General features: G+C 42.6%; 23 protein-coding genes, 1 tRNA gene and 1 riboswitch. Of the genes, 10 read left to right on the forward strand and 14 right to left on the reverse strand.

What is annotated here, in order from left to right:
• Positions 1-4: 4 nt before the first annotated feature.
• Positions 5-274, reverse strand: coding sequence for a DUF3493 domain-containing protein (locus MAS10914_RS0127165; protein WP_017319099.1), 270 nt, complete (start codon positions 272-274; stop codon positions 5-7).
• A gap of 22 nt (positions 275-296) precedes the next feature.
• Here MAS10914_RS0127165 and MAS10914_RS0127170 point away from each other — a divergent pair.
• Both MAS10914_RS0127170 and MAS10914_RS0127175 read left to right on the forward strand, forming a co-directional pair.
• Positions 297-368 (forward strand) — tRNA-Thr (locus tag MAS10914_RS0127170).
• Positions 369-556: 188 nt separating this feature from the next.
• Positions 557-817, forward strand: a complete 261-nt coding sequence (locus MAS10914_RS0127175) for a chlororespiratory reduction protein 7 (protein WP_017319100.1) — start codon at positions 557-559, stop codon at positions 815-817.
• Positions 818-1,003: 186 nt separating this feature from the next.
• Here MAS10914_RS0127175 and MAS10914_RS0127180 read toward each other — a convergent pair whose 3' ends face one another.
• On the reverse strand, positions 1,004-1,552 hold the full coding sequence (locus tag MAS10914_RS0127180; protein WP_017319101.1) for a DUF2854 domain-containing protein: 549 nt from the start codon (positions 1,550-1,552) through the stop codon (positions 1,004-1,006).
• 220 nt (positions 1,553-1,772) lie between these two features.
• Between MAS10914_RS0127180 and MAS10914_RS0127185 the strand changes: the two genes are divergently transcribed.
• Entirely contained in the window at positions 1,773-1,952 is a 180-nt protein-coding gene (locus tag MAS10914_RS0127185; protein WP_026082849.1) for a hypothetical protein, read from the forward strand.
• Between the two features lie 149 nt (positions 1,953-2,101).
• Here the strand turns inward: MAS10914_RS0127185 and MAS10914_RS0127195 are convergent, their stop codons facing one another.
• Together MAS10914_RS0127195 and ppk1 are read right to left on the reverse strand one after the other, a co-directional pair.
• Positions 2,102-2,521: a response regulator transcription factor gene (locus MAS10914_RS0127195; protein WP_017319104.1), complete on the reverse strand. Its 420-nt coding sequence runs from the start codon at positions 2,519-2,521 to the stop codon at positions 2,102-2,104.
• Between the two features lie 287 nt (positions 2,522-2,808).
• A complete protein-coding gene (gene ppk1, locus MAS10914_RS0127200; RefSeq protein WP_017319105.1) occupies positions 2,809-4,977 on the reverse strand; it encodes a polyphosphate kinase 1 in 2,169 nt (722 codons plus the stop codon).
• Between the two features lie 150 nt (positions 4,978-5,127).
• Here ppk1 and MAS10914_RS0127205 point away from each other — a divergent pair, with 150 nt between their 5' ends.
• Complete coding sequence (locus MAS10914_RS0127205) at positions 5,128-6,612, forward strand: sensor histidine kinase (RefSeq protein ID WP_017319106.1); 1,485 nt, start codon at positions 5,128-5,130, stop codon at positions 6,610-6,612.
• A gap of 311 nt (positions 6,613-6,923) precedes the next feature.
• On the forward strand, positions 6,924-7,802 hold the full coding sequence (locus MAS10914_RS0127210) for a hypothetical protein (protein WP_017319107.1): 879 nt from the start codon (positions 6,924-6,926) through the stop codon (positions 7,800-7,802).
• A gap of 70 nt (positions 7,803-7,872) precedes the next feature.
• Here the strand turns inward: MAS10914_RS0127210 and MAS10914_RS0127215 are convergent, their stop codons facing one another.
• Both MAS10914_RS0127215 and MAS10914_RS0127220 read right to left on the reverse strand, forming a co-directional pair.
• Positions 7,873-9,069: a tetratricopeptide repeat protein gene (locus tag MAS10914_RS0127215; protein WP_017319108.1), complete on the reverse strand. Its 1,197-nt coding sequence runs from the start codon at positions 9,067-9,069 to the stop codon at positions 7,873-7,875.
• Between the two features lie 90 nt (positions 9,070-9,159).
• Positions 9,160-9,798, reverse strand: a complete 639-nt coding sequence (locus tag MAS10914_RS0127220) for an RNA polymerase sigma factor (RefSeq protein ID WP_026082850.1) — start codon at positions 9,796-9,798, stop codon at positions 9,160-9,162.
• 197 nt (positions 9,799-9,995) lie between these two features.
• Between MAS10914_RS0127220 and MAS10914_RS0127225 the strand changes: the two genes are divergently transcribed.
• Positions 9,996-10,592 carry a hypothetical protein gene (locus MAS10914_RS0127225; protein WP_017319110.1) on the forward strand — a complete coding sequence of 199 codons (597 nt, stop codon included), beginning with the start codon at positions 9,996-9,998 and terminating at the stop codon, positions 10,590-10,592.
• Positions 10,593-10,732: 140 nt separating this feature from the next.
• Here MAS10914_RS0127225 and MAS10914_RS0127230 read toward each other — a convergent pair whose 3' ends face one another.
• The 4 genes from MAS10914_RS0127230 to MAS10914_RS32350 form a co-directional block, all read right to left on the reverse strand.
• Entirely contained in the window at positions 10,733-12,175 is a 1,443-nt protein-coding gene (locus tag MAS10914_RS0127230) for an S-layer homology domain-containing protein (RefSeq protein WP_017319111.1), read from the reverse strand.
• Positions 12,176-12,521: 346 nt separating this feature from the next.
• Positions 12,522-12,767 carry a hypothetical protein gene (locus MAS10914_RS32345; RefSeq protein WP_017319112.1) on the reverse strand — a complete coding sequence of 82 codons (246 nt, stop codon included), beginning with the start codon at positions 12,765-12,767 and terminating at the stop codon, positions 12,522-12,524.
• 3 nt (positions 12,768-12,770) lie between these two features.
• On the reverse strand, positions 12,771-12,998 hold the full coding sequence (locus tag MAS10914_RS34715) for a hypothetical protein (RefSeq protein WP_156818249.1): 228 nt from the start codon (positions 12,996-12,998) through the stop codon (positions 12,771-12,773).
• Entirely contained in the window at positions 12,964-13,572 is a 609-nt protein-coding gene (locus MAS10914_RS32350) for a hypothetical protein (protein WP_156818250.1), read from the reverse strand. The genes MAS10914_RS34715 and MAS10914_RS32350 overlap by 35 nt, the downstream gene beginning before the upstream one ends.
• A gap of 83 nt (positions 13,573-13,655) precedes the next feature.
• Here MAS10914_RS32350 and MAS10914_RS0127240 point away from each other — a divergent pair, with 83 nt between their 5' ends.
• From MAS10914_RS0127240 to pirA, 4 genes are all read left to right on the forward strand, one after another.
• A complete protein-coding gene (locus MAS10914_RS0127240) occupies positions 13,656-14,156 on the forward strand; it encodes a helix-turn-helix domain-containing protein (RefSeq protein WP_017314015.1) in 501 nt (166 codons plus the stop codon).
• Between the two features lie 47 nt (positions 14,157-14,203).
• The gene (locus MAS10914_RS0127245) at positions 14,204-14,728 is read left to right on the forward strand and encodes an IS630 family transposase (RefSeq protein ID WP_033364721.1); all 525 of its coding nucleotides are present in this window, start codon (positions 14,204-14,206) and stop codon (positions 14,726-14,728) included.
• Positions 14,729-15,196: 468 nt separating this feature from the next.
• The gene (locus tag MAS10914_RS0127250; RefSeq protein ID WP_017319115.1) at positions 15,197-16,381 is read left to right on the forward strand and encodes a histidine kinase; all 1,185 of its coding nucleotides are present in this window, start codon (positions 15,197-15,199) and stop codon (positions 16,379-16,381) included.
• A 210-nt stretch (positions 16,382-16,591) separates the two neighbouring features.
• A riboswitch (Glutamine riboswitch) is annotated at positions 16,592-16,682 on the forward strand.
• 50 nt (positions 16,683-16,732) lie between these two features.
• Positions 16,733-17,131, forward strand: a complete 399-nt coding sequence (pirA, locus tag MAS10914_RS0127255) for an arginine synthesis PII-interacting regulator PirA (protein ID WP_017319116.1) — start codon at positions 16,733-16,735, stop codon at positions 17,129-17,131.
• Between the two features lie 64 nt (positions 17,132-17,195).
• Here pirA and MAS10914_RS0127260 read toward each other — a convergent pair whose 3' ends face one another.
• The 4 genes from MAS10914_RS0127260 to MAS10914_RS0127280 all read right to left on the reverse strand — a co-directional run bounded on the left by MAS10914_RS0127260 (position 17,196) and on the right by MAS10914_RS0127280 (position 21,649).
• The gene (locus MAS10914_RS0127260) at positions 17,196-17,843 is read right to left on the reverse strand and encodes an HAD-IA family hydrolase (protein WP_017319117.1); all 648 of its coding nucleotides are present in this window, start codon (positions 17,841-17,843) and stop codon (positions 17,196-17,198) included.
• Between the two features lie 610 nt (positions 17,844-18,453).
• Positions 18,454-19,647 (reverse strand): NAD(P)/FAD-dependent oxidoreductase, encoded by a 1,194-nt coding sequence (locus MAS10914_RS0127265; RefSeq protein ID WP_017319118.1) that lies wholly within the window; start codon positions 19,645-19,647, stop codon positions 18,454-18,456.
• 231 nt (positions 19,648-19,878) lie between these two features.
• The gene (locus tag MAS10914_RS0127275) at positions 19,879-20,133 is read right to left on the reverse strand and encodes a ChaB family protein (RefSeq protein WP_017319120.1); all 255 of its coding nucleotides are present in this window, start codon (positions 20,131-20,133) and stop codon (positions 19,879-19,881) included.
• Positions 20,134-20,287: 154 nt separating this feature from the next.
• Positions 20,288-21,649: a phospholipase D-like domain-containing protein gene (locus tag MAS10914_RS0127280; RefSeq protein WP_232224246.1), complete on the reverse strand. Its 1,362-nt coding sequence runs from the start codon at positions 21,647-21,649 to the stop codon at positions 20,288-20,290.
• Positions 21,650-22,146 lie beyond the last annotated feature (497 nt).

The following is a 22,146-nucleotide window of genomic DNA, read 5'->3' on the forward strand; positions in this document are numbered from 1 at the left end:
GCTACTAGGGGCGTCGTTGTCTGCGCTGCTCCCAACGCCAGAGAAAACCCATCAAAGCAACCACTCCTATTTGAAGTGCCAAGTTAGGCAAAGCGCTGTCAACATCACGTCCCGCAAGTAGTTGAGTAAAAAAGATGAATACGCCAATCAAGCCAGAAGCGCCGCAGGCGATATAGATGAACTGTCGTAAGCCGCGATAAGGTGCTGCTATTTCTGCCTTGAGACGGGCATATTGTTCAGATTTAATACGATTTTTGCTATTTGGTTCTGTCATGAGCTATAATTTTTCGATGTGTGCCGATGTGGCTCAGTGGTAGAGCACTCGATTCGTAATCGAGCGGTCGCGGGTTCAAATCCCGCCATCGGCTTTACTAAAACTATTATTGTACGTTTAGGCAATAGCTAAGTAAAACAAGGGTGCGCCGCAGCGCGCGTAATTTGTCCTACCATAGAAAAGTGTCAACCACTCGCTTGAATTGTTCTCCTTCAGATAAAAGCTTAAAACAAGCAATCTTTTATGATAAGAAACCATATCTAAATTCACCAAATTTTGTATATGCCAGATCCATTAATGTATCAGCAGGATTATTTTGTCGTTTTGGAAACGAACCAAGCAGAACAATTTCTTTCTGCTCTAGAGTTATTAGAGAAGCTTAAGGGAATTTTGCAAACACTAAAATTTGAGGATTTGCAACCAGATTTACGCTCTTTTGATTCAACAGAGGCTCAAGCAAAATATTTAATTGATACAAGTTGCGAGTTGGATGTTGGTTCTGGAAAATATTTGCAGTGGTACGCTGTTCGATTAGAAAAGTAAGGATAATAATTCGTAATTCGTAATTTTTTCATTCAGTCATTACGAATTTCTTATAGCAAGGTGGCACACTTACTCATAAGGGTTAGATGTTGTCATTAGTCCTTAGTCTTGTATCTACAAAAAACAAAGGAATAATGACAAATGACAGTGTGATTAAAAAAATATGCAACTTAAATGCACATCACCTTATTTTTGATTTGCAATCAGCGCTAGTTCAATTATATCTGAAGGAGCTTGTGTCACTTTTACCTCTACTCCAGGACCAAAATAACTAGTCATTTTTTCCTGCTTTTGTTGCCATACATCAATTCGTATCAATGGTGACTCAAATTCCAAAATTAAGGTATATGCACCGTTAATTTCTGTTTCTCGGAACCCTGTAATGACTGGTCTATCGTTATCTGTGGAACCAATACCAAGGAATGAGAGTGTTGTATCTAGATGCGCGTCTTGACCGTAGCGATAGCGAGTAATGTCTTGGCGAATTTTATTTTGAGTAGAAGTTGCTTGCTGCTGTCTGAGTGCTAACACTTCTGGTGTCGTCGGTTGACTGAAGGACACTGGCTTAAGTTCGTTAGCTTTGAGTGCAAGTCCTCCTAGTAACAGAGGAATTCCATAAAAAAATCCTGCAAGATTTAGTGTAGCATTGTCAGCAGCGTAGGCAGCAATACCGATGATAGTTAAGATACCGCCGATGGTTATACCTAGCGTTCCCAAGGAAATTTGGCGTAACATGATTTTAGTTCGTTATGAATTCCAAGTACTTTAGTTTTTCTATCATCGGCGATAACGAACAAATTAGGGAAGAGCATGAGCAATTCAAAATTCAAAGATCAAAATAAAAATCCCGCTACAAGTAAGCAACCTATCTGTTAGCTGCATTCAAATTATTAAATACGTGACAATATATTATCGTAGATTAAAGTAGAGGAGAGTTGAAGACAGGAAGATGGCAATGGATACCCAGACTATAAAAGAACGAGTCCTTAAAGTTCAAAATCAACGAGAGTACTTACTGAGTCTCTTGGAACAACCAAACTTGGGAATTTTAAGAGTTGACGTGAATCAGGCGTTGGAAGAAATGGATGATTTGATTGATGAATTTAGACGCACGTTTCCGGAAACAGAAATTTAGTTGAGTCTTAATAAGCGGCACAAATAATAAAAAACCACGTCGGTGAACCGTCATCTTACGGCTTTACCGACGCCTCTAAACAATTCCATATTCCCTAATCCCCAGATTCTATCTTGTTTTTGCTTTCCCAAGCTACTTTGCTGTATCATTTATCCCGCTACTGACCGATTGACTGCACTCTGTCCTAACTTTCTCACTAGAGCAATGAGTTCGGTTGTGGGTACATCTTTTTTACAAAAAGCATCCAAGCTACTTATTTCCCGCGTTTCCTGACACTTAGTGTCTTCTACTGAGGAGTAAGCAATGATTTGAGTGTTTGGAGAAATAGCTTTGATATGACTAGAGGCGCTCCAACCATCCATAACTGGCATATGTAAATCTAGTACAATCACGTCGGGGTGACAGCGCTTAACCATTTCTACGGCTTCTTGACCATTACTGGCTAAACCGACAACTTGAATATTTTCTTGACCAGAGAAGGTCAATTTTAGGGTTAAACGAGTCAGTTCGTGATCATCAACAACTAGAACACGCAATAATGTAGAAGGCTCACAGGACAACATCAACATCCATCTATGAAGAAAGACGACTTATGATAACCTTTATAGTTTATGGGAAGATGTGCCTGCACTCACTCTATCCAATGGTTGAATAAGTTGTATGTTCCTGTGGCAGCAAGTTGGATATTTCAAAAAATGAGAATTTTTAAGAACCCTTATAATTAGCTATCGGTCAAGGTTTAAAGACCTTTTTTTGTATTCACTTATGTTTGGGATGGTCATCATTGTTATGTTGGCGAGAGGTTTGTTTTAGAAACTCCTCCCTGATTGTGAAGGAACGAGGCAAACCGCACGCGCTACACGTTCGCATTCGAGCTTAAAACCATAGACATGAGAATTTTTTGTGAGTTAGCTTCTGGACTTTCTTCCCCAAGACGTCTTTGAACGTAACTTCCGTCTGGTTGTAACTCCCAAGCTTGGCGGTTATCTGCCAGCATAATTCCTAATATTTCTTGCAAATCTTTTGCAATGTCTGCATCGATGATTGGGGTAATGACTTCTACCCGACGATCCAGGTTTCTTGACATCCAATCGGCACTGCCAATATATATTTCTTCCTGTCCATTGTTATAAAAATAATAAATGCGGGAGTGTTCTAAAAAACGACCCACGATACTAATAACGCGAATATTTTCACTAATATCTTTTAATCCAGGGCGTAAACAGCAAATCCCGCGTATTATCAGGTCAATTTGCACGCCGACGCGGGAAGCTTCGTATAAAGTGCAGATAAGTTGCGGGTCTACCAATGAATTCATTTTAGCAACAATGCGCCCGCTCATTCCATTGTGAACATTTTCAATTTCCCGGTGAATCAGGGAAAGAAAGCGATCGCGCATCGTCACGGGTGCAACCAAAAGTTTTCGGTATGACTTTTGCCGAGAGTATCCTGTTAAGAAATTGAAAACATCTGTGACATCAGCGCCCAACTGTTCGTTGCAACTGAACAATCCCAAGTCTGTATACAATCGCGCTGTTTTCGGGTTATAATTGCCAGTGCCAATATGCACGTAGCGATAAATGCGGTCTTGTTCACGCCGCACGACCATAACAAGTTTGCAGTGAGTCTTCAAACCAACCAAACCATAAACGACGTGAACTCCGACACTTTCCAGACGCTTTGCCCATTTGATATTATTCTCTTCATCAAACCGCGCCTTAAGTTCCACCAAGACAGACACCTGCTTGCCATTTTCAGCAGCAGCAATTAAGGCATTCACTATCGGCGAGTCAAAAGAAGTCCGATAAAGAGTCATCTTGATTGCTAGCACATTCCGGTCATGGGCAGCATGGGTAATAAAGCGTACCACGGATGTGGAAAAGGATTGATAGGGATGGTGTACGAGTAAATCCTTTTCCCGAATGACCGTAAAAAAATCTTTTCCTTCTTCTATCTCCCGTACATCTGGGTTTATAGTTGGAGCTTTAATCCTTTGTAAGCGGGGATGTACTACCGATTGCCACGGTGGGTCTTTGAGGTTCGGCACAGGTAAGGACATGAAGTACATCAAATCCTTCAGTCCTATGATACCGTCTACTTCGTAAACATCATTTTCTTCTAATTCCAAATCCTCCAACAGTCTTTTTCTGATAGATTCAGGAGTTTGAGAATGTATTTCTATCCGTACAGGAGACCCACCAACGCGCCGTTTTCGCAGTTCCTGTTCTATAGCCAACAGCAAATCATCGGCTTCATCTTCTTCTAATTCCAGGTCAGCGTCACGGGTGATACGAAAGGTATGGTATTCTTGGATATTCATCCCTGGAAATAGGGATTCTAAGTTATGGGCGATCGCCTGTTCCAAAGGTACACCAGTCCAGACTGCTGGTTTTCCGTTATCATGAATTCCTAACTCTGGCGGTAAAGCCAAAAATCGCGGTAGAACTGTCGGGACTTTGACTCTGGCAAACAATTCTTCTTCAGTTTCTGGGTTTTTGACCACAACAGCCAAATTCAAGCTGAGATTGGAAATGTAGGGAAAAGGATGTGACGGGTCAACAGCAAGGGGAGTCACCACAGGAAAGACTTGTTCTTCGTAGTACTTGTCTAAATAATTCCTTTGCTTCTGGGTTAAATCTATGTAATCTAATATATGTACACCGTGGTTTGCTAGCTGGGAGCGCAAGACTTTCTCAAATTGTTCGTGCTGTTTGGCGACTAACGGACGCAGTGTAGAGCTAATTTCGTCTAGCTGTTGTTGCGGTGTGCGACCATCGAAAGTTAACTGACTGACCTTCGCTTCTACCTGTTGTTTTAACGCCGCGACGCGCACCATGAAGAACTCATCCAGGTTAGAGCTAAAAATTGCCAAAAACTTGAGGCGTTCTAGAAGGGGTGTTCGTGTGTCGCAGGCTTCATGCAACACCCTTTTGTTAAACTCTAACCAGCTTAACTCTCGGTTGAGATAGTATTGTGGGTCTGTAAGATTTAGTTGATGATGTGAGGTCTTCTTTGATTTTGGCATGATGACCCGGGTACAGGCAGGTGTAGCTCATCTAACTGGCATAGCATACTAAACATAGTAGAGGAAAAGATGCCTTGCTTCTATCTGAAGGTATGAGGCAATAGGGGATTGGGGACAACTTGAGTTTTATCATAAGAACTGTCAACGCTCATGTTTCAAGCAACTCGTCGCCGTCTTGCCCTGTGGTACACTGCCGTAACAGCACTGCTACTACTGCTGTTTGCAAGTGGGGTGTATTTGTACGTCCGCAATACCTTAATTGAGCGGATTGACGATACCTTGAATCATGTCGTAGAAGTGGTAGAGCGATCGCTCGTCATCGAACCTGTCAAGTCAGACTTAGGTCAACTCCGTGTAAATGTAGAAGCGAGTTTTCGTGATAATACCAACACAGCAGAAGATGACCGCATAGACCTAGAGTGGTTTAGCCCCACTGGAGAATTGCTTTGGTCTACGTTCTCACAACCCCTCAATATTCCACTGCACCCCAACCAGACAGGTGAGACTGTCAAAATCGTCAGGAAAGAGGAGGGAGAGAAGGAGAGAAAGACAGAAGGAGGGAAACTACTCTCACTCCCTCACTCCCTCACTCCCTCACTCCCTCACTCCCTCACTCCCCCACTCCTACTACGACAAGTGACAGAACGGGTGCAAATTGGTCGCCAGGTATTGGGATATTTGCGTGTGAGTCATCCTTGGTTTGAAGTCACAAAACCCAGTCGTCAGTTGATTTTTGATTTAGCACTGGGTACTGGATTGATGGTACTTTCGGTTGCAGCGAGTGGCTGGTTTCTTTCGGGTAAAGCAATGGAACCAGTGCGCGAGTCTTATCAACGTCTCAAACAATTTACTGCTGATGCTTCTCATGAACTGAGAAGTCCGATTACGTTGATTCAAACTAATGTGCAAGTCGCCTTAAGTGAGTTGGAATTAGCACAGACAGATGGCACTCTTCCTTCGCACTATCGGCAACAATTGAAAGTGGTGGAACGACTCACCCAACGCTTGGGTAGGCTAGTCAACGATTTACTATTTTTGGCAAGACAGGATAGTGGTATCAGCAAAGAAAATTTTTCTCCTTGTCCTGTTGACGCTTTGTTAATGGAAGTTGTTGAAGAACAACAACTGTTAGCCGTAGAAAAAAATATTACCCTCTTTCTAGATTTGATTGACCCTCCAGCTAACGAAACTCATCCCGAATTACTTGACAATTGGTTCACAGTAGTTGGCAACTGGGATCAACTGGTACGGCTGTTGACAAATTTAATTGGCAATGCCTTACAATACACTCCAGTTGGAGGTCGCGTGAATGTGGAACTGGCGCGTATGGAGGCAACAAATCGCGTTTCTGGACTGCGTTACAACACCGCCCATTTGCAAATTAAAGTGACGGACACCGGAATTGGTATCCCTGCGGAGGCGCTACCCCGTTTATTTGACCGTTTTTATCGGGTAGACCCAGCGCGTACTCATACGACTGGAAATAAAGCAACACAAAGTGCAACTGGTTCGGGATTAGGACTGCCGATCGCTCTAGCTATCGTCGAAAACCACCACGGTCAAATTCAAGTAGAAAGTACTCAAGGTATCGGGACTACTGTCACCGTCACTTTACCCGTTACTCTTGAGTCTTAATTAAATGGTGATATATAACTTCTAACTCCTGATTTATGACTTAAGTAATAAAAATATCTACTTTTCTATGACCAGTGTAAGAAATATTTATTTCATCTGCTAGATGTTGTCATATCTATAGTTAGAGTCTAAAAATATTAATAATTGTTATAGTTTTATTGTAGAGTTTTAAAACTTTATTCAAAAGTAAGCATAACCTGAATACAAGCAAATCACTATTGGATTTGCCTAGGTGAAGCCGTTAGTTATTGCAAAAATTTTTCTGTGAATCAATTTAAAAATAAATTTAGATAATTTCCCAGGAGGTCAAAATGAATCAGCAATATCAAAAAATCAGTAAATCCGCTAAATTTTTAGGGGCTATTTGCGGGGGATTACTTATTGGCTTGCCTGCAATACCTCAAGTAGCAGAGGCTCAACAAACTGTACCTCAGCAACCTCAGCAACAAGCTAATTCTAAAGTTAACCCTTGTCCCAGCATTTTCTACGAACCACCGCACAATAATAGAGTCTTTGTTCCACAAGGATGTCCACCCAATGCTTTCACTAGACAAGCACAGCAAGGGAGTGTTGTTCCTGGTAGTGTTTCTGCTGAACTAACCACAGAACAGATGAGGCAGGGTGTGGGCGGTGAAGCGCCCTACAACCGTGGCAACAGCTCCCAAAGCTACAACTATAGCAGCCAGAGACAGTCAACAACGACGCGCTCCGGACAAGACATGAGTAGTTCATCGTCTGAAACTCAGACTTATACCAGTCAAGAACCCACAGGAAATTATACTGTAAGGACAGAATCACAAACTCAAAGCAACCCCACCAGTCAAGGAAGACAAGATTCTGTCATTACACCCCCTTTACCAGAACAGCTCCAAACCCCAATTGCTCTGGTTACGCCTGATAACGGAAGAGTCTCTGTAAGACTAAAAAATAACACGAAGGCTCAGATCAACTATGAAGCAATTGGGCATACCGAAAGGCGTGTTCTTTCTGGTGGCGAAGAAGTTGTACTGCAAAACTTGCCACTCCCTGTGACTATCAGCACCGTTCGTCAAGATAATGGGTTCGTAAAAGTCATTCCAACATCTACCAAGTCAGGATTGATAGAGTTTTCTTTAGATGAACAAAGCAATGTTAATGAGAATCAGGGTGTAGTCAGAATTCAAGAAGATGGCAAAGTCTTTTTGAACTAAGCTTCTAGAATTTTCACCACGTTAGGCAGCCATTAACTGAATATTTTAATGGCTGCCTCATGTTTTCTATCTAGCGTTTGCTTGAGTCGGGAGCTTTTAATCTAATTTGAGTCAACCTATCAAGCAATAGCACTTCCTGCTTGCTGTCTTCCAGTGTCCTTGCAAGGATAATCGCTCTTTCGTAAAAATTGCGGGCAGTGAGATAGTTGCCTAATCGTTCGTAGATCTGAGCATAGGACTCAAAAGATTTCAATTCTTCCCGGAGATTTTGCGATTCTTGAGCAAGTGATAACCTTTGCTCAAGCAAATCAAAAGCGCGTTCATAACGTCCTCTGCCGCTGTGCGCTGCAACTAAACCGTCAATTGCCCGTAATTCGTTAACGCGAGCGCGAGTGGTTTTAGCTAGCCGCAGCGCTGCCCCATAAGTGCCTATGGTATCCTGGTAATTTCCTAATGCTATGTAGACATCGCCTAGGTTATTTAGGGTATTGGCTTCTCCGATAGTATCGCCAGCTTGACGGCGAAAGCTCAAAGCAGTTTCATATAATTTAATTGCCTTGTTATAGTCTCCCAAACGTGCAGTTGCCAGACCTAAATTATTTAGAGATAGTCCTTGAGCTTCAATATTTTTCAACTCTTTTGCAATTTCCAGCGCTTGGGCAAAAGTTTGAAAAGCAGCCCGGAATTCTCCTTTTTCCAACAGCAAAGTGCCAATGTTGTTCAGCCCAAAAATCTGACCTTGAAAATCTTTGATATCACGGGCGATCGCCAGCCGTCGGCGTATAGCATCTTCTGCCTCTTTAAAACGACCCAACTGTAGATAACCCTTGCTCAGGAAATCATAAGTTAGACCTTGTGCTTTAAGGTCGCCGATGGAGTGAAATATCTCCAACGCCTGCAACCAAGACTCCACTGCTTTATCCGAATTTCCTTGCTGGTATTGTTCTTCGCCTCGGCGCACTAAAGAGTCCGCTTCATCTGTTGATTGTTGCGATACCGAACTATTCATAGGACGGTGGAGTTGTTCGGTAATATCAGCAGCCGTTGCAGCAATGGGACTGAGCAAAAAAGTAAAACACAAAAGGGAAGCGTAGAATTGCTTTGGGGAATTCCCTGTTTGCTGTCCGTTTGCCTTCAGCCCACACCCCAAAAAGGTGGGGCTACTTAAACCTAGGGACGCCAGTTTTGTTTGTGTAATCCCAAGCCTATAGGAAGGTAATTTATCTTGGCTATGCTTTGCCCCTGGTAAGAGATGCCATCGTTGCATAAAAGTTGCCCGTATAATTTCGGCTTTAATGTAGAAGGTTGAACAGAAGAATTAAAAAAATACAAGCTGTAAGCACCTAATTAAGTGTTTTTACGCAGTACTACCTTGAAGTAGATTCTCACCTAAGTAAATAGCACGGACATCTGTTGGTAATTTATCCTCTAGCATACGATAACCTTCTTGAAGCAAATTTGCTACTTCGTGTGGGGTGATGGCTTCTCCTTCGGCTTGCAGGTAGGCGGCAATTCTAGTTTCGCTCCACTGGAAAGTCTGAGCCATCAAAACCATCAATCGCAACATAGGTGGTAGTTGGTCTAATGCCTGTTCTACATAACACCACAGTGGGGGAGAAGTCGCTTTGAGAGAATAATGAATTGCTTCTGTAGGAGGGAGTTGAATCTCGTTGATACAGTATGCTGTGATATTAATCAGCCAATTTTGCAACGTCAGACCTTCTTTCGCAAATTCACCGTTACTTAAATCGAGTCCACCGAGTTCATAGTAAATATGACGCCAGGTCAGAGCAAAAAGATAATCAGCTTGCACGGGCGATCGCGCTGAATGCCGAATCAACGTGTAGACTATCGGGTTGTAGCGGCAAAAAATCGCCGTGAAGAATCTACCTGCATCCGGGTTTTGCTGAAAAAGACTCAGCAATTCTTGGTCACTGTGATGAAAGAGTGACTTAATCAGTGGGTGTTGAGCTTCAGGGAAATGAGGAATTTGCACCATCCGAATCAGGGTATGTTGCTAAAATTATTTTGGTTAAGACAATTATGTTGTTGATTGCATAATATCTTGCTGCTAGTCTTTTTAAACTAGCGGTCAGATTTTATTGCTCTTGATACACTAGAAACACAGACTTAAACTAAGTCCTAATCTACAAAATTAAAAGTGGTTCTATTTATACATTTCCTGATGTGTTCATGGTTATAGCAGATAGCGTGTCACAGTTCCTGCTTGAGCCTTTTATCCTAGGCTCTTTTTTGCCTTCCCTACCATTAGATAGCCTTTTCTCAACCCAAGGCATCATGGTGATGCTACTAGCAGCCTATGCTGGCGCCATGTGGATGTTTCTCACCAGTGCCCCAAAAGTACACACTGTTATGGTGTCGGATTTAGAGGTTGCACGACAGTTGTATGAAGGGCTGCTAGATTTGCCAACAGCTGAAGTGCCTTTACACTACTACTACAACTATGAGCAAACTCTAGGTGCAACGGGAGTTGATCCGCTTTACCTGTCCAGCAGTCCCTCTTTTTCCAGTAGTAGAATGTCCAATGCTAGTGAGGGGCTTTGGTATCAGTTAAAGAAAAATACTCAACTGCACGTTATTACTGGAGCAAGTTTAGGCAATAAAAATCAGCAACGCCACGTTTGCTTTGACCGTGACTGCCTAGAAATGATTTTAATGCGCGTGGAAACACGGGGCTTGAAATTCAAGATTCGCAACCAGAAACCATTGAATTTTTTGGTCAAGGACTATGAAGGGCGTATTATTGAGATGGCTGAGGTAGCGAATTAGTTAGTTTTGGATTTGGAATTTGAAAGGGGCGTATTAGATTGTGTTAACGCACCCACAAGTGTAGAGACGTGCCATGACACGTCTCTACAAACGTTACTGCTCTTAAATATCTTTCCCAACCGTATTGCCTCATAACACAATTAGCTTTGCGGACGTGTTAACTTCAAAGCTTCGCGAGCTGATATCCCTTCGCTTTGAGTACCGAGATACCACAAAACAGCAGCAGCCTCAACGCGGGTCACTGGTTTCTTGGGTTGAAATAGCGTAGTATAGCCAAATACCCGACGAATATTCGATTTTTCAGCATTTTGGAAATCTGCTAGAACTGCCCGTAACGCTTTAGGGTCAATTTTCCCAGCATCCTGAAAACCCCAAGTTTGCTTAACTGCCTCTAAATTTGCAGAGGGTAAAGCTTGACGTGTGTCAAGAGGGACTTTCCACAGAATCAACTGCTCCCGTACCAGAGGTGCATCAGGTCGAAATAAAACCGCTGTAGAATCTCCAGATAGAGGACTCGGAATTAACCCTGCTTCAGCTAATCCCTGAATTGCGGCAAAGTTGGGGTCAGTTTTTGGCACATCCCGAAAAGTTGGTTGAGAACTTTCTGATGCCAAGCGAATCTGCTTTGCTGGATCGTTGGCATGCATCGCATTGTTAGCAGCAACCAGCCAACGGGCGAATTCCCGACGGCTAATGACTTTACCAGGGTCAAACTGGTTGGTTGTCGTACCATTGCTTTTGACCGTATTTGATTCTCCAGTTAGAATTCCTAATGCTGCCAAATCTTGGATGTATTGCCGGAATTCTTGCGGTGTCTTATTCAGATCTGTGAATTCCTCAGAGCTGCGAGTGGCTGCTGTCGTGTTTTGGTTATTAGCCGTGCCATTTGGTTGTGTTGCTGAGTCTTGTGATTGCACTGAACCAATAAACTGCGGATCGCCTTTGTTATCAGACGTGCCACTTGGTTGTGTTGCTGAGTCTTGTGATTGGACCGGACCAACAAACTGCGGATCGCCAGGTTGCACAACACCAGCATCGTTAGTAGCTTGGGGGCTTGGAGTTGGGTCAACTTGTGCTGTTTGGGTGGAATTACGTTGGTACGAAATCTGTATGTCTGTGGATGTTTGTGGTTGGTTGGGTGCGGGGTTGGTAACAGTTTTTGGCTGAATAGACACTTTGATCTGCATATCATTGCGCCGCGCCTCAAAAGAGCTTCCCGGCTCATCTGTGGGAGCTTGCACAATCTGCCAGTTATTTGCCTGAAACTGTTGGAGATAATAGTTTGCAATAAGATTGCTGGGGTCAGAACTGAGCCAGCGAGTTGATCCACTAGGATTTTCGTTACTGGATGGTGTCACCTCTTGCAGGGTGGCATTAGGATACAACGGAATATCCTTGGGAAAATCAGTTGGCAACTGAACTGTCGTCTGAGTGGTTTGCGGTTGTTCGTTATTGCGTACCTCTTGAGCGCCAAAGGGGGCTGGATTCTCCTTCAACTTGGGATCAGCCGCCAAAGACTCCTCAATGTTTTTGGCGGCTGGAGTGTTGGCACAGGCTGTTAAAGAGGTAAGTAAAACAGCCATCACTAATATAACTGGACGTTTACAGTGCACCACGCTTCATCACAATTCAAGTGTCAATTTCTACACTAGCAAAAGACTGTCAAGATTTTATTTATCTGTTAATTTTTACCTATACTTTTGGATTCAGTTCATAGCAAATTTCCAGCAACTTTTCAGCAAACCTCTAATGTTTATTAGGCAAGACTTTTACCGGTTTTGTCAGGAAAACCGAATTGAGCATTAATACTTTAGGTATTCTTTTAAATCTTCAATCTGCGACTCTCTAAGTTAATTTAAAAGTCTCCAAAGAACTGTATAGCTACCATCAGAAGAACGACGAACTGGTCGGAAAGCGAGGATGATATCGCTACCTTGCATCTTTAAGTAATTTGTCTATTTGGCTGCGTTGTTGTAAGGAAAGCGGTTGACCGCTCTTGATAAACTCTGGCAATTGAAAGTGTAGCGATCGCACTAAATATGTGTGATTAAGGACTGCTTTAGCCTGGTCTAAAATGGCTTTGCGTTGATTCCAATCTTGGTCTTTCCCAGTGAGAAACCGTCGTCGTTCTATTTGCAAAGCTTCCAACTGCTTAGGAGGTTGGTAGTTGAGCAAAAATTATCGTGTTTGGCGCGAAATAGGTTTTAAGCTAGTATCTAGCTTTTCTAGCGCTACATCTGCCAAATCAACCATAAAGTTGTACTCTACACCACTAGCCAACATTTGGAAATTATCACCAACTATCTGAAGTGTTAAGCTGGGAGTAAATCCCTTGTTTGCTTCGCTCAAGGATGGGAAAGGATAGCGAACGCTATCCTTTCCTGTGCAGCCGATTTTGGATAGCATTCAGCGGACGAAGATAAGCTGAATATGGCAACACTCGAAAAATTCCAGTGTTGGGCATTTGAAGAAACTTGGCGTAAGATTGCGGCTCTTGGGGATCGAGATCGTAGGCAAGGCGGTCTAGAGCTACTGCGGTTTCCTTCGGATCTTGAAATTGAGTTCCTGAAGGAAATGCTGTTGTAGCTTTTACTAAAAGTTGCCTAGCAGCTTCGAGAGTGGCAATCGCTTCGGTCGGCGTCGGCGCTACAATAGCAGGCTGCATCGGTGGTTGATAATTAGCCAGGGGTTTTTTCGCAGTTCTACCGATGATGGATGGTGAGCTGGGAGGTAAATTCGGCTCTTGTGTTAAGAAAGGTGTCGCTGGTTTTCCAAGATTGGGACGCACAACAGGCGCAATGGAAAGCACAGGATCTAATTGTCGTTCGCCACGGACGAGTGGCAACTGTGTGACTAACGCTAACTCACCGCGCCGAGACAACAGTCGGTCTAACTCTGGGGTCAGCTTTAGCAACTGCTGGCTAGAAGCATACAAAGAGCAGTAAATTTGAGCTTGTGATGGGGTCAACTGGTCTGCCAAAAGCAAACCGTTTCTAGATGAGTTATACCAATTCACTAAAACTATGATACAGATAAAGAAGGAATAAATATCAACGAGCAAAGATGGCTGGAGTCACCAAAGTAGAAATATATGAGTCAGCAGAAGAATTACAGGAACTGCTGAGAAAACAAAAAATAGTATCAAGTCGTGAACGGATTCAAGCGTTGTATTTGCTGAAAATAGGTCATGTAAAAACAATACAGGATGTAGCGGTGGTGCTAGGGAGAGCAAGGGTAACGGTACAAAGATGGTTGAAGGACTATACCGAATCAGGAATAAAAGGTTTATTGTCAACGAAAAAGAGTCCAGGAAGACCGCCAATGATTAACTTACAAGCAAGAGAGCAGCTAGACAGAGAACTTCAACAGCCACAGGGATTTAAAAGTTATGAAGAAATACGAACTTGGTTAAAAGCAGTGGAAGGGATAGAAGCATCATATAAAGTAGTACACGACACAGTGCGCTATCAAATGAAAGCGAAGCTAAAAGTACCGCGAGCCGTAGGTGTCAAATACGATAGTGAAGCAGAATTGGAATTTAAAAAAAACTGCCACAATACCTAGAAGTAATTAAAAAACACATCATAGCACCAGTCGATAAACAAAAAAAAATTAGATATTGGTGTGGAGACGAAAGCCGTGTGGGGTTGAAGACTGAACCTGGGAGATTAATTACGACAAAAGGAGTCAAGCCCATCGGCATTATGCAATGGAAGCGGGATAATTTTTATTTATATGGATTAGTAGAACCATTAACTGGAGAGCATTTTATTTGGGAATTCTCTCATTTAAATACAGCTTGTTTCAATATTTTTTTAGAAAAATTCTCAGAGACTTATTCTCAAGATATACATATTCTTCAGTTAGATAATGGAGCGTTTCATTTTAGTCAGCATCTCAAACTACCAGAAAATATAGTTTTGTTATTTCAGCCTCCGCATACACCTCAAGTTAATCCAATTGAAAGATTGTGGGAGGAGGTTAAAAGGCATTTAACTTGGGAAAGCTTCTCAACTTTAGATGAATTAAGAGAATTTATTTGGAAGCGATTGGAACAATTAAACACATCAATCGTTGCTTCTATTACAGGTTGGGATTTTATTCTTGATGCTTTATTTGTATCAGGCTTTTCGTGAAATGGTATTACACAAAGCTTGAGGGGTTTTGTACTGACGTTTGAGAAAACGTTCTACAGCGTTAGTTTGGACAGTCCATTGCCCCCGTACGGCTCGCATCTGGTTGGGATCAGGGTAGGAGATTGCCCGCTCTATGCGAGCGATCAAATTGATCTGATCCTGTATGAGTCGGGTAGCAGTCGTAGAAAAACTTTCTCTTGGGCTTGACGAAAGAGTTGATGAAAGCGCAGATTGCGACTTAATATTCAGCAGCAAAGGTCTTTGCTAAAGTCATTCCTAGGCAAAAAGGAAGCAAAAGGCTAAAAACGATGTGTCTCATTTCAAAAACCAATGTGGGTTAGGAGTCCGAAAAATCTAAAATAGATATTAAATTGAAAAAAAGAACGACCATTCCATCGACAACCGCCAGTCAATTTCTCATTTCTGTAAAGCGTCGTCGGTTTGTTACCAGTGCTGAAACACGATTACATGCAAGTTTCCCAGGATCAGCCTATTTCTTCTGAGGCTCCACTACAGCTGTTACTTTTTGTCGATGGACGACCAAAGTCCAAACAACAAGTCCAGCGAATTCGCTCTTACTTAAAAGAATTGCAGGCTGACTATGATTTTGAACTTCAAATCATTGATGTCGGTCAACAGCCCTATTTGGCGGAACATTTTAAACTGGTAGCAACACCAGCTTTAATCAAAATTCACCCTGAACCAAGGCAAATCCTGGCTGGTAGTAATATAACTGGTCAATTGAAAACTTGGTGGCCCCGATGGCAAACCGCTGTAGACACCTACTTACAAATACAGAGTGGTTTACAGGACAATGAAGAAAATGGTCGGTTCAAAGAACCTAAGTCCTCTATTCGTTCAGTTGCGGTTTCTGCCGAACTGATGCTACTTTCAGATGAAATTTTTCGTCTAAAACAAGAGAAAGAAAAACTCCAGGAGCAACTCCACTTTAAAGACCGGGTGATTGCTATGTTAGCCCATGATCTCCGCAATCCCCTAACTGCGGTTACTATAGCAATAGATACCCTGCAATCTAACTACAATGCACACAAAGGTGAATTCGAGCGTCTGACACCAAACATGACGGTGCATTTATTTAAGCATGCCTATACCCAAACCAAGACAATAGACCGTATGATTACTGACCTTTTGCAGGTAGGTCGTGGGAACGAAAGGGAATTTCCCATTCAACCGCAAAAGGTGGATATAGGCAAACTTTGCCTTGATGTACTAGAGGAATTGCGCGATCGCTACATTGCCAAATCCCACAAGATAAAGCAAGATGTCCCCAAAGATTTACCTAATGTTTACGCAGATCCAGAACGCCTACGTCAGGTGCTGATAAACCTATTGGATAATGCTATAAAATACACACCTGAAGGCGGCGATATCAGCATTTCTGGACTGCACCGCACCACCCAAAAAGTTCAGTTTAGTATTGGCGATACAGGTCCTGGTATTCCTGAAGAAAACCGCGATCGCATTTTTGAGAATCACTACCGCCTAGAGCGGGATGAAGGTAAAGAAGGCTACGGCATCGGTCTGTGTTTATGCCAGCGCATTGTCCAAGCGCACTACGGTCACATATGGGTAGATGCTGCGCCCGATGGCGGAGCATGGTTCCACTTTACGTTGCCAGTGTATCCAAATTAGCTCCTTGTTGGATGTGAGTTGTCTGGTTTCCCGGCGGAGCCTGGGAATGCTATGAGTCAGACTCTGCCTCACATTATCCCTAATTCTTGACCAAGTAAAAAACTCAGCACTCAGGAGTTAGTTGAAGGAAGACACGAAATTAAAATCTGAAATTTTTATTCATAATTTTCAATTTTCTGAGAAAATTGTTACAATAGATACAGAAATAAAATCGTTCATCTTTAACATCTGCTGAAAAATGATTTTTCAGTGAGATAGTTTGTAAAGACGGAAGTAGGGAGATATCCCCAAGGAACGCGCCTCATTTCATTCAAAACTTTAGACAATCAATTTCCCAAAGAGGCGAAGCATATGAAACTCACATATCGTGGTGTTGATTATGAATCCAATCCCCTGACCCTTGAACCGACTGCTAGGACACTAAGCGGAAAGTACCGGGGCCGGACATGGAAACGCAACTACCTCAGACATATTTCTCAGACTCAGGCAACTGCTGAGTTGAAGTATCGCGGTGTTTCTTATTACATCGGCGACCCACTACAAGTGGAGTTCATGATTCGAGCCAAGCACCATAGCAATACAGCAAGTGCAGCACAAGTTGGTAAATATAAAAAAAATGGTGGTGAGTTAGCCGAAACTCATCTCACCAATATCCGTCGTAACTTAGAAAGTCGCCTGCTAGCAGCAAGAGAAAAAGGGGATCAAGACCTCATTCGTTTACTAGAGGATGAGGCAAAGCAAATCGCATGATCGATAGTAGTTAGTGGTTAGTGGGTAGTGGTTGATCAAACAACTACCAACTACCAACTACCAACTAATTCTGACGATTTATCCAAATGCCTCTTAGTCCAGCTGCCCTAGCTCCGTGATAGTCTTCTGTAATACTGTCACCAATGTGCCATGCAGCCTCTGGAAGACAGTTATGTTTTTCCAAAGCCGTGGTAAAAATTTTGGAATCGGGTTTAGCAGCACCTACCTGGGTGGAAATGGTGATAGACCCAAAAAATTCTCTGAGTTCCAAACTTTGCAAGACTGAGTAAATACGGGAATCGAAATTGGACAGTATCCCCAGTTCAATTCCTAGCCGCCGCCAGCTGACCAAAGCTGGCAGGACATCGGGATAGATAAACCACGGTTCGGCAGTGCCAAAGTGAATGTAGAGTTCGCTAAAAAAAGTAGAAAAATCGGCAAATTTCTGGAGAACGCCTGCTTGTTCAAAGGTTTTTTGGGTGATCCCAAGCCACCAATCAAACTCGCGTTGGGGAATATCTTGTTCTTCTGCATTTGGAAACATCGGCGGTGGCGCAGCTTTAAAACTTTGGACGAATGTTTTATTTAAACTATCAGCTGAAACTTCGACACCAAACTCCTGGGCTATTTGACTATAAATTTCTCCCACACTGCCTTTCACCCCGAAGAGTGTGTTAACAGCATCTAAAAAGATAACTTTCGGTCGTTCCATCATAAACTATCAGTTACTAGCTATCAGCTATCAGCGCTGACCAAAACAGCGCTGAGTGCCAAGTATATAATTTTGTATTTTCTATTCTTTACAGTACATAGCGCACAGGAAAAACTTTCATGCCTCCAAATTTATAGCGGTTCTCGTTTGGATGCCATACAAACTAACCTCTCCCCTACCCCTCTGGTGCTAGGAGAGGGGACTCAGGCTCCAATAGGGTTCAGAATCGCGAATTTTATCTGTTGTAAGCTGGGGGAGAAAAAAAGGCTTAACTGAACTGTATTGACTCAGCCTCTCCCTAACGCTCCCCTTTTAGGGGAGCGTTAGGGAGAGGTGGAAAGGGGGCTGGGAGGTTAGGTTTTTTGTTGTATTTGCTTCAACTGAGAAGCGCTATATTCGTGGAGGAAAAGAGGTTTTTTCCCTTATTCAATCCGCAGGGTTTATCTGTAGGGGATTTATTCAGAAACGCCACTTGCTACAACGGGAGGGCAGTTTGCACACTCGGGGAACCCCTACGCCAGTCGCCAGGGTGCGGGAAACCCTCCTACAGCGCGCTTACTGACCACAACGCAGTGGCTTCTCAGGACTCAGTACTGATGAGTCCTGAGTGCTATTTAGAAAGTGCCTCGATAATAGGACGGGCGAGCCAGTTAAAACCAACTTTAAGTTTGTGGTCTACGGTTGGCAGCCGATAAAGGTAGGCAAGACGACGCGCTACGTATGCCAATGAACCATTGAGTTTGATGCCTAAACCAGTGAGGGTGGCGCTATCTATCCCCAATGCCATCATCTCACCTAAGAACTGATAGTGGAAGGGAAGCAGAGGGCGATTGGTCAAACTTGCCCAGATATTCCAAGCAGCATAGTCTGCTTGTTGGAAAGCAGCCTGTGCAGTTGCAGGGACTTGCTGACCTTCAGCATCAAGGCAATCTGCTAAATCACCTAAGGCAAAAATTTCGGGATGGTCATGGACTTGGAGAGTTGGTGCAATGCTGATCTGACCACGCTGGTTTTGCTTAACAGGAAGGTTTCGCACCACAGGCGATACCCGTGTTCCTACTGTCCAAATCACCAAATCAACGGGAACCGTGTCTACTTGATTCTTATATTCTAAGGAGATGCTGTCTTGAGCGATTGATTCTACCTTGGTTTCTAAATCGATAAATACACCCCGCTCTTCTAAAGCTTTGCTTGCTGCTTCTCGGTTGAACTCTGGGGAAGTTCGTAAAATTTGGTCAGATATTTCAATTAGCCGAAATCGTCCTCTTTCCCCAAGCCTGTCTGCTAGTTTACAAGCTAACTCTACGCCACTGTAACCAGCGCCGACAATTGCTACCCTGATTTTATCTGTATCCGATTCTTCTAAAACTCGCAGGCGTTCTTCCAAACGATATGCATCTGCGATCGCCCGAAATGGATAGGCGTAAGATGTTGCCCCGGGTACAATATCCAGTGGTGTTTCACCACCAAGCGCCAACACCAATCGGTCATAAGAAATTTCTGGTCCATCCTGTAGGTGAACTCGTCGTTGGTCTATGTCAATTCCCGATACGACACCTTGACAAAAACGTACACCTGTGTTGCTCAAAAGTTCTTCATATGGTGGGGCAATTTCCCAGGTTTGCAATTCCCCAGTAAGTAGTTCGTAGAGAAAGGGGGAGAAGAGAAAGCGATCGCTCTGATCCACCAGAACCATTTCAGGTTTTTGCGACGGTTGCCAAGGAAGCTGGCTCAAGCGCAAGGCAGTGTAGAGACCACCAAAGCCTCCACCAAGGATACAGATTCTAGCAGTTTGTTCACTCATCGGTCTATGGGAAGGTCAATCCCAGCTGGGCAACTTATATCTAAGTGTACTGATTTCTTTCGTTCTATTGCCATTAGCCAACAATTCCAGTACTTTGCCAAAATTTTTGGAGTTACTGTATAAAATATTTCTCTTAACCTGAGCTTTTTTGATTTTTAACTGGTAAATAAGCAAAAAGCGGTTTGTTTTTGACACAAACCGCCTTAAATTTAAAACCTTGACATGAAGAAGTTAGTTGCCGCCTGTGGTGATAGCCTTATTATGTTGAGCGGTCACTTCACCCTTAGCGTGCCATTTGCCATCTGAACCTTGCTCGTATTGGTTCCTGACGCTATTCCAAGCAACTTGACGGGCACCCTGTTCACTGATACCGTCGCTTTGAGCTGCATTGAATGCTGCAACGAAAATCTGCTTCCCTTCTTGAGGAAGTTCTTGCATTTGGTCTTTTAGTTCTTGAGGTAATTCGTCTATGTTCCTAACAGGCATAGATACGCTCCGATCACTTATGTTTGAGTTAATCTTAAAAACTCAAAGGTAAGGTTTTCCTCTTTCCATCAGTAGAGATACAAAATTCCCATACTTTTGACGTAGGCTTAAAAAGCTGATTCAAATCTGCGCCGTGATTCTTTAGAATAATTGTTTATTCTTCCAAAGGATATGTATTAAGGTTTACTAGTAAAGAGTTCTTATATGTATTTTTGGAGTTGACTAATTCGCATTTTTGTGATGAGGCGAGAGTTTTCAACCCTAACTTTGCAGTTTGATAAAGCCGACTAAATTCTTGCTCATAATGTGTGGCAACCATAGGATTCTGTATAAACATCAAAGTTTCATCATTCAAGTAATTCCCTGAATCAGACCAGTTGTGACTACCAGTGATAACCAACATCTGATCTAAGATAGCCATTTTACTATGAACTCCGCGATCGCCTATGGAACTTGTAGGAAAACCAACAGTGGTGATTGGTTTCCTCCAAGGTTTAACTTTAATTAAGCTATTTTTCTTGCCTGGACGTGGACAAACACCCATTGCATCGTATGCTTTTGAGTAAGCTTGTCTAAAGAAATCTGGGTCTATCAGCACTTTGATATCTTCAACTCCTTGATCATGCACACGACCAAGAGTGTCGCTAATCTGTTGGGCTGAATAAACAAATACTGCAATATGCACGCTCTTTTTAGCTTGCTGCAAATAGGAGGAAATGATTCCGTTACTGGTTGTTGCTATATCGTCTTTTCTGCTAGCTGGTGAGAAATTAATAGTGATAGTTCCTGTCCCAACTGGAATCGTTACAGGGTATCTTTTTGGCTTATGAGATTTAAATAAGCCTTGCCACATGTAGTTAAATTCATTAGTAAAAGTTGTAGCAATTTGGGAATTATCAGGAACGACAACAATGTTGTTGGGATTGCCTCGAGTGTCAAAATTTCCAAAATCTCCATGCATATCGGATGCCGTCAGATTACCGCTAGATATGATAGTTGTCTTTCCATCTATGACGACAAATTTATGGTGCATCAGTCCACTGCCTTTAGTTGCACCGCTAGATGTGTCATCCTTTATCTCAATTTTATTTGAACGCAACATAGCTAAAGCATCGGCAGGATATCGCTTTAATTCTTCATATGCCTGCTTATCATGCCGACTCATCCGGGCAAGTTCTTCTTGTGTATATTCAGCTAAAGTTTTGTTATACTTGTTATCTATGAGAACCCTCACTTTTACTCTGCGTTGATGAGCAAGGGTGAGTGCTTCAGCAACTTTGGGAAGCCTAAACTCCATGACAGCCAAATCCACAGTTGATTGTGCTTGGTTAATAGCATCAATAATTTGCTGTTCTAAATTGTCTCCCTTACGTGTAAACTGTCGGTATGGGTCTTGGTAGGAAGACACCGGATTATGGTTGAAATAGACTTTAACAGCAGGATCTTGAGGTAAAGGTTGAACAAGCTTTACTTTTGGTGAAGGTTTGAGGATAGTAACTAAAACAACCCCACTCATGAAAAGCAGCAATATAAAGCTTGTTCTTCTAACAACTTGAATATTCTGTTTATTAGAATTAATAAAATATAATAAGAATTTCATTAAACAATATGGAAGTGTGGCGCATAAGTTTTGCTCAGTTTGAAGACTGAGTTATATCTTTTACCAGTATTCTTTTAAAGAGATGTCATAACAAGACGGGTATTACGGAAGTTCTTTTGTTTTTATCGCAATTTCTTTCAGTAATTGCACTACACCCAAATTCTTACTTTCACTGAGATGAGTTATTAACACTAAATGAGATGGTTAAGAACATCACGCAAAGACGCCAAGTTAGTCTTAGTGCCTTGGTGTCTTTATGTAAGATTTGAAAGTTACCTTATAGGAACCGCAACCTAGGATTATACAAACAAAGCTTGCCTATGCAGGTTCTCAAATATTTGATTTTTGGTAGTCCGTATGGGCGGACTTAGCGAAAGCGCCACACCAGGCGCGGGTATTGGCGACAAGTGCAA

Source organism: Mastigocladopsis repens PCC 10914, from assembly GCF_000315565.1.
GTDB lineage: Bacteria > Cyanobacteriota > Cyanobacteriia > Cyanobacteriales > Nostocaceae > Mastigocladopsis > Mastigocladopsis repens.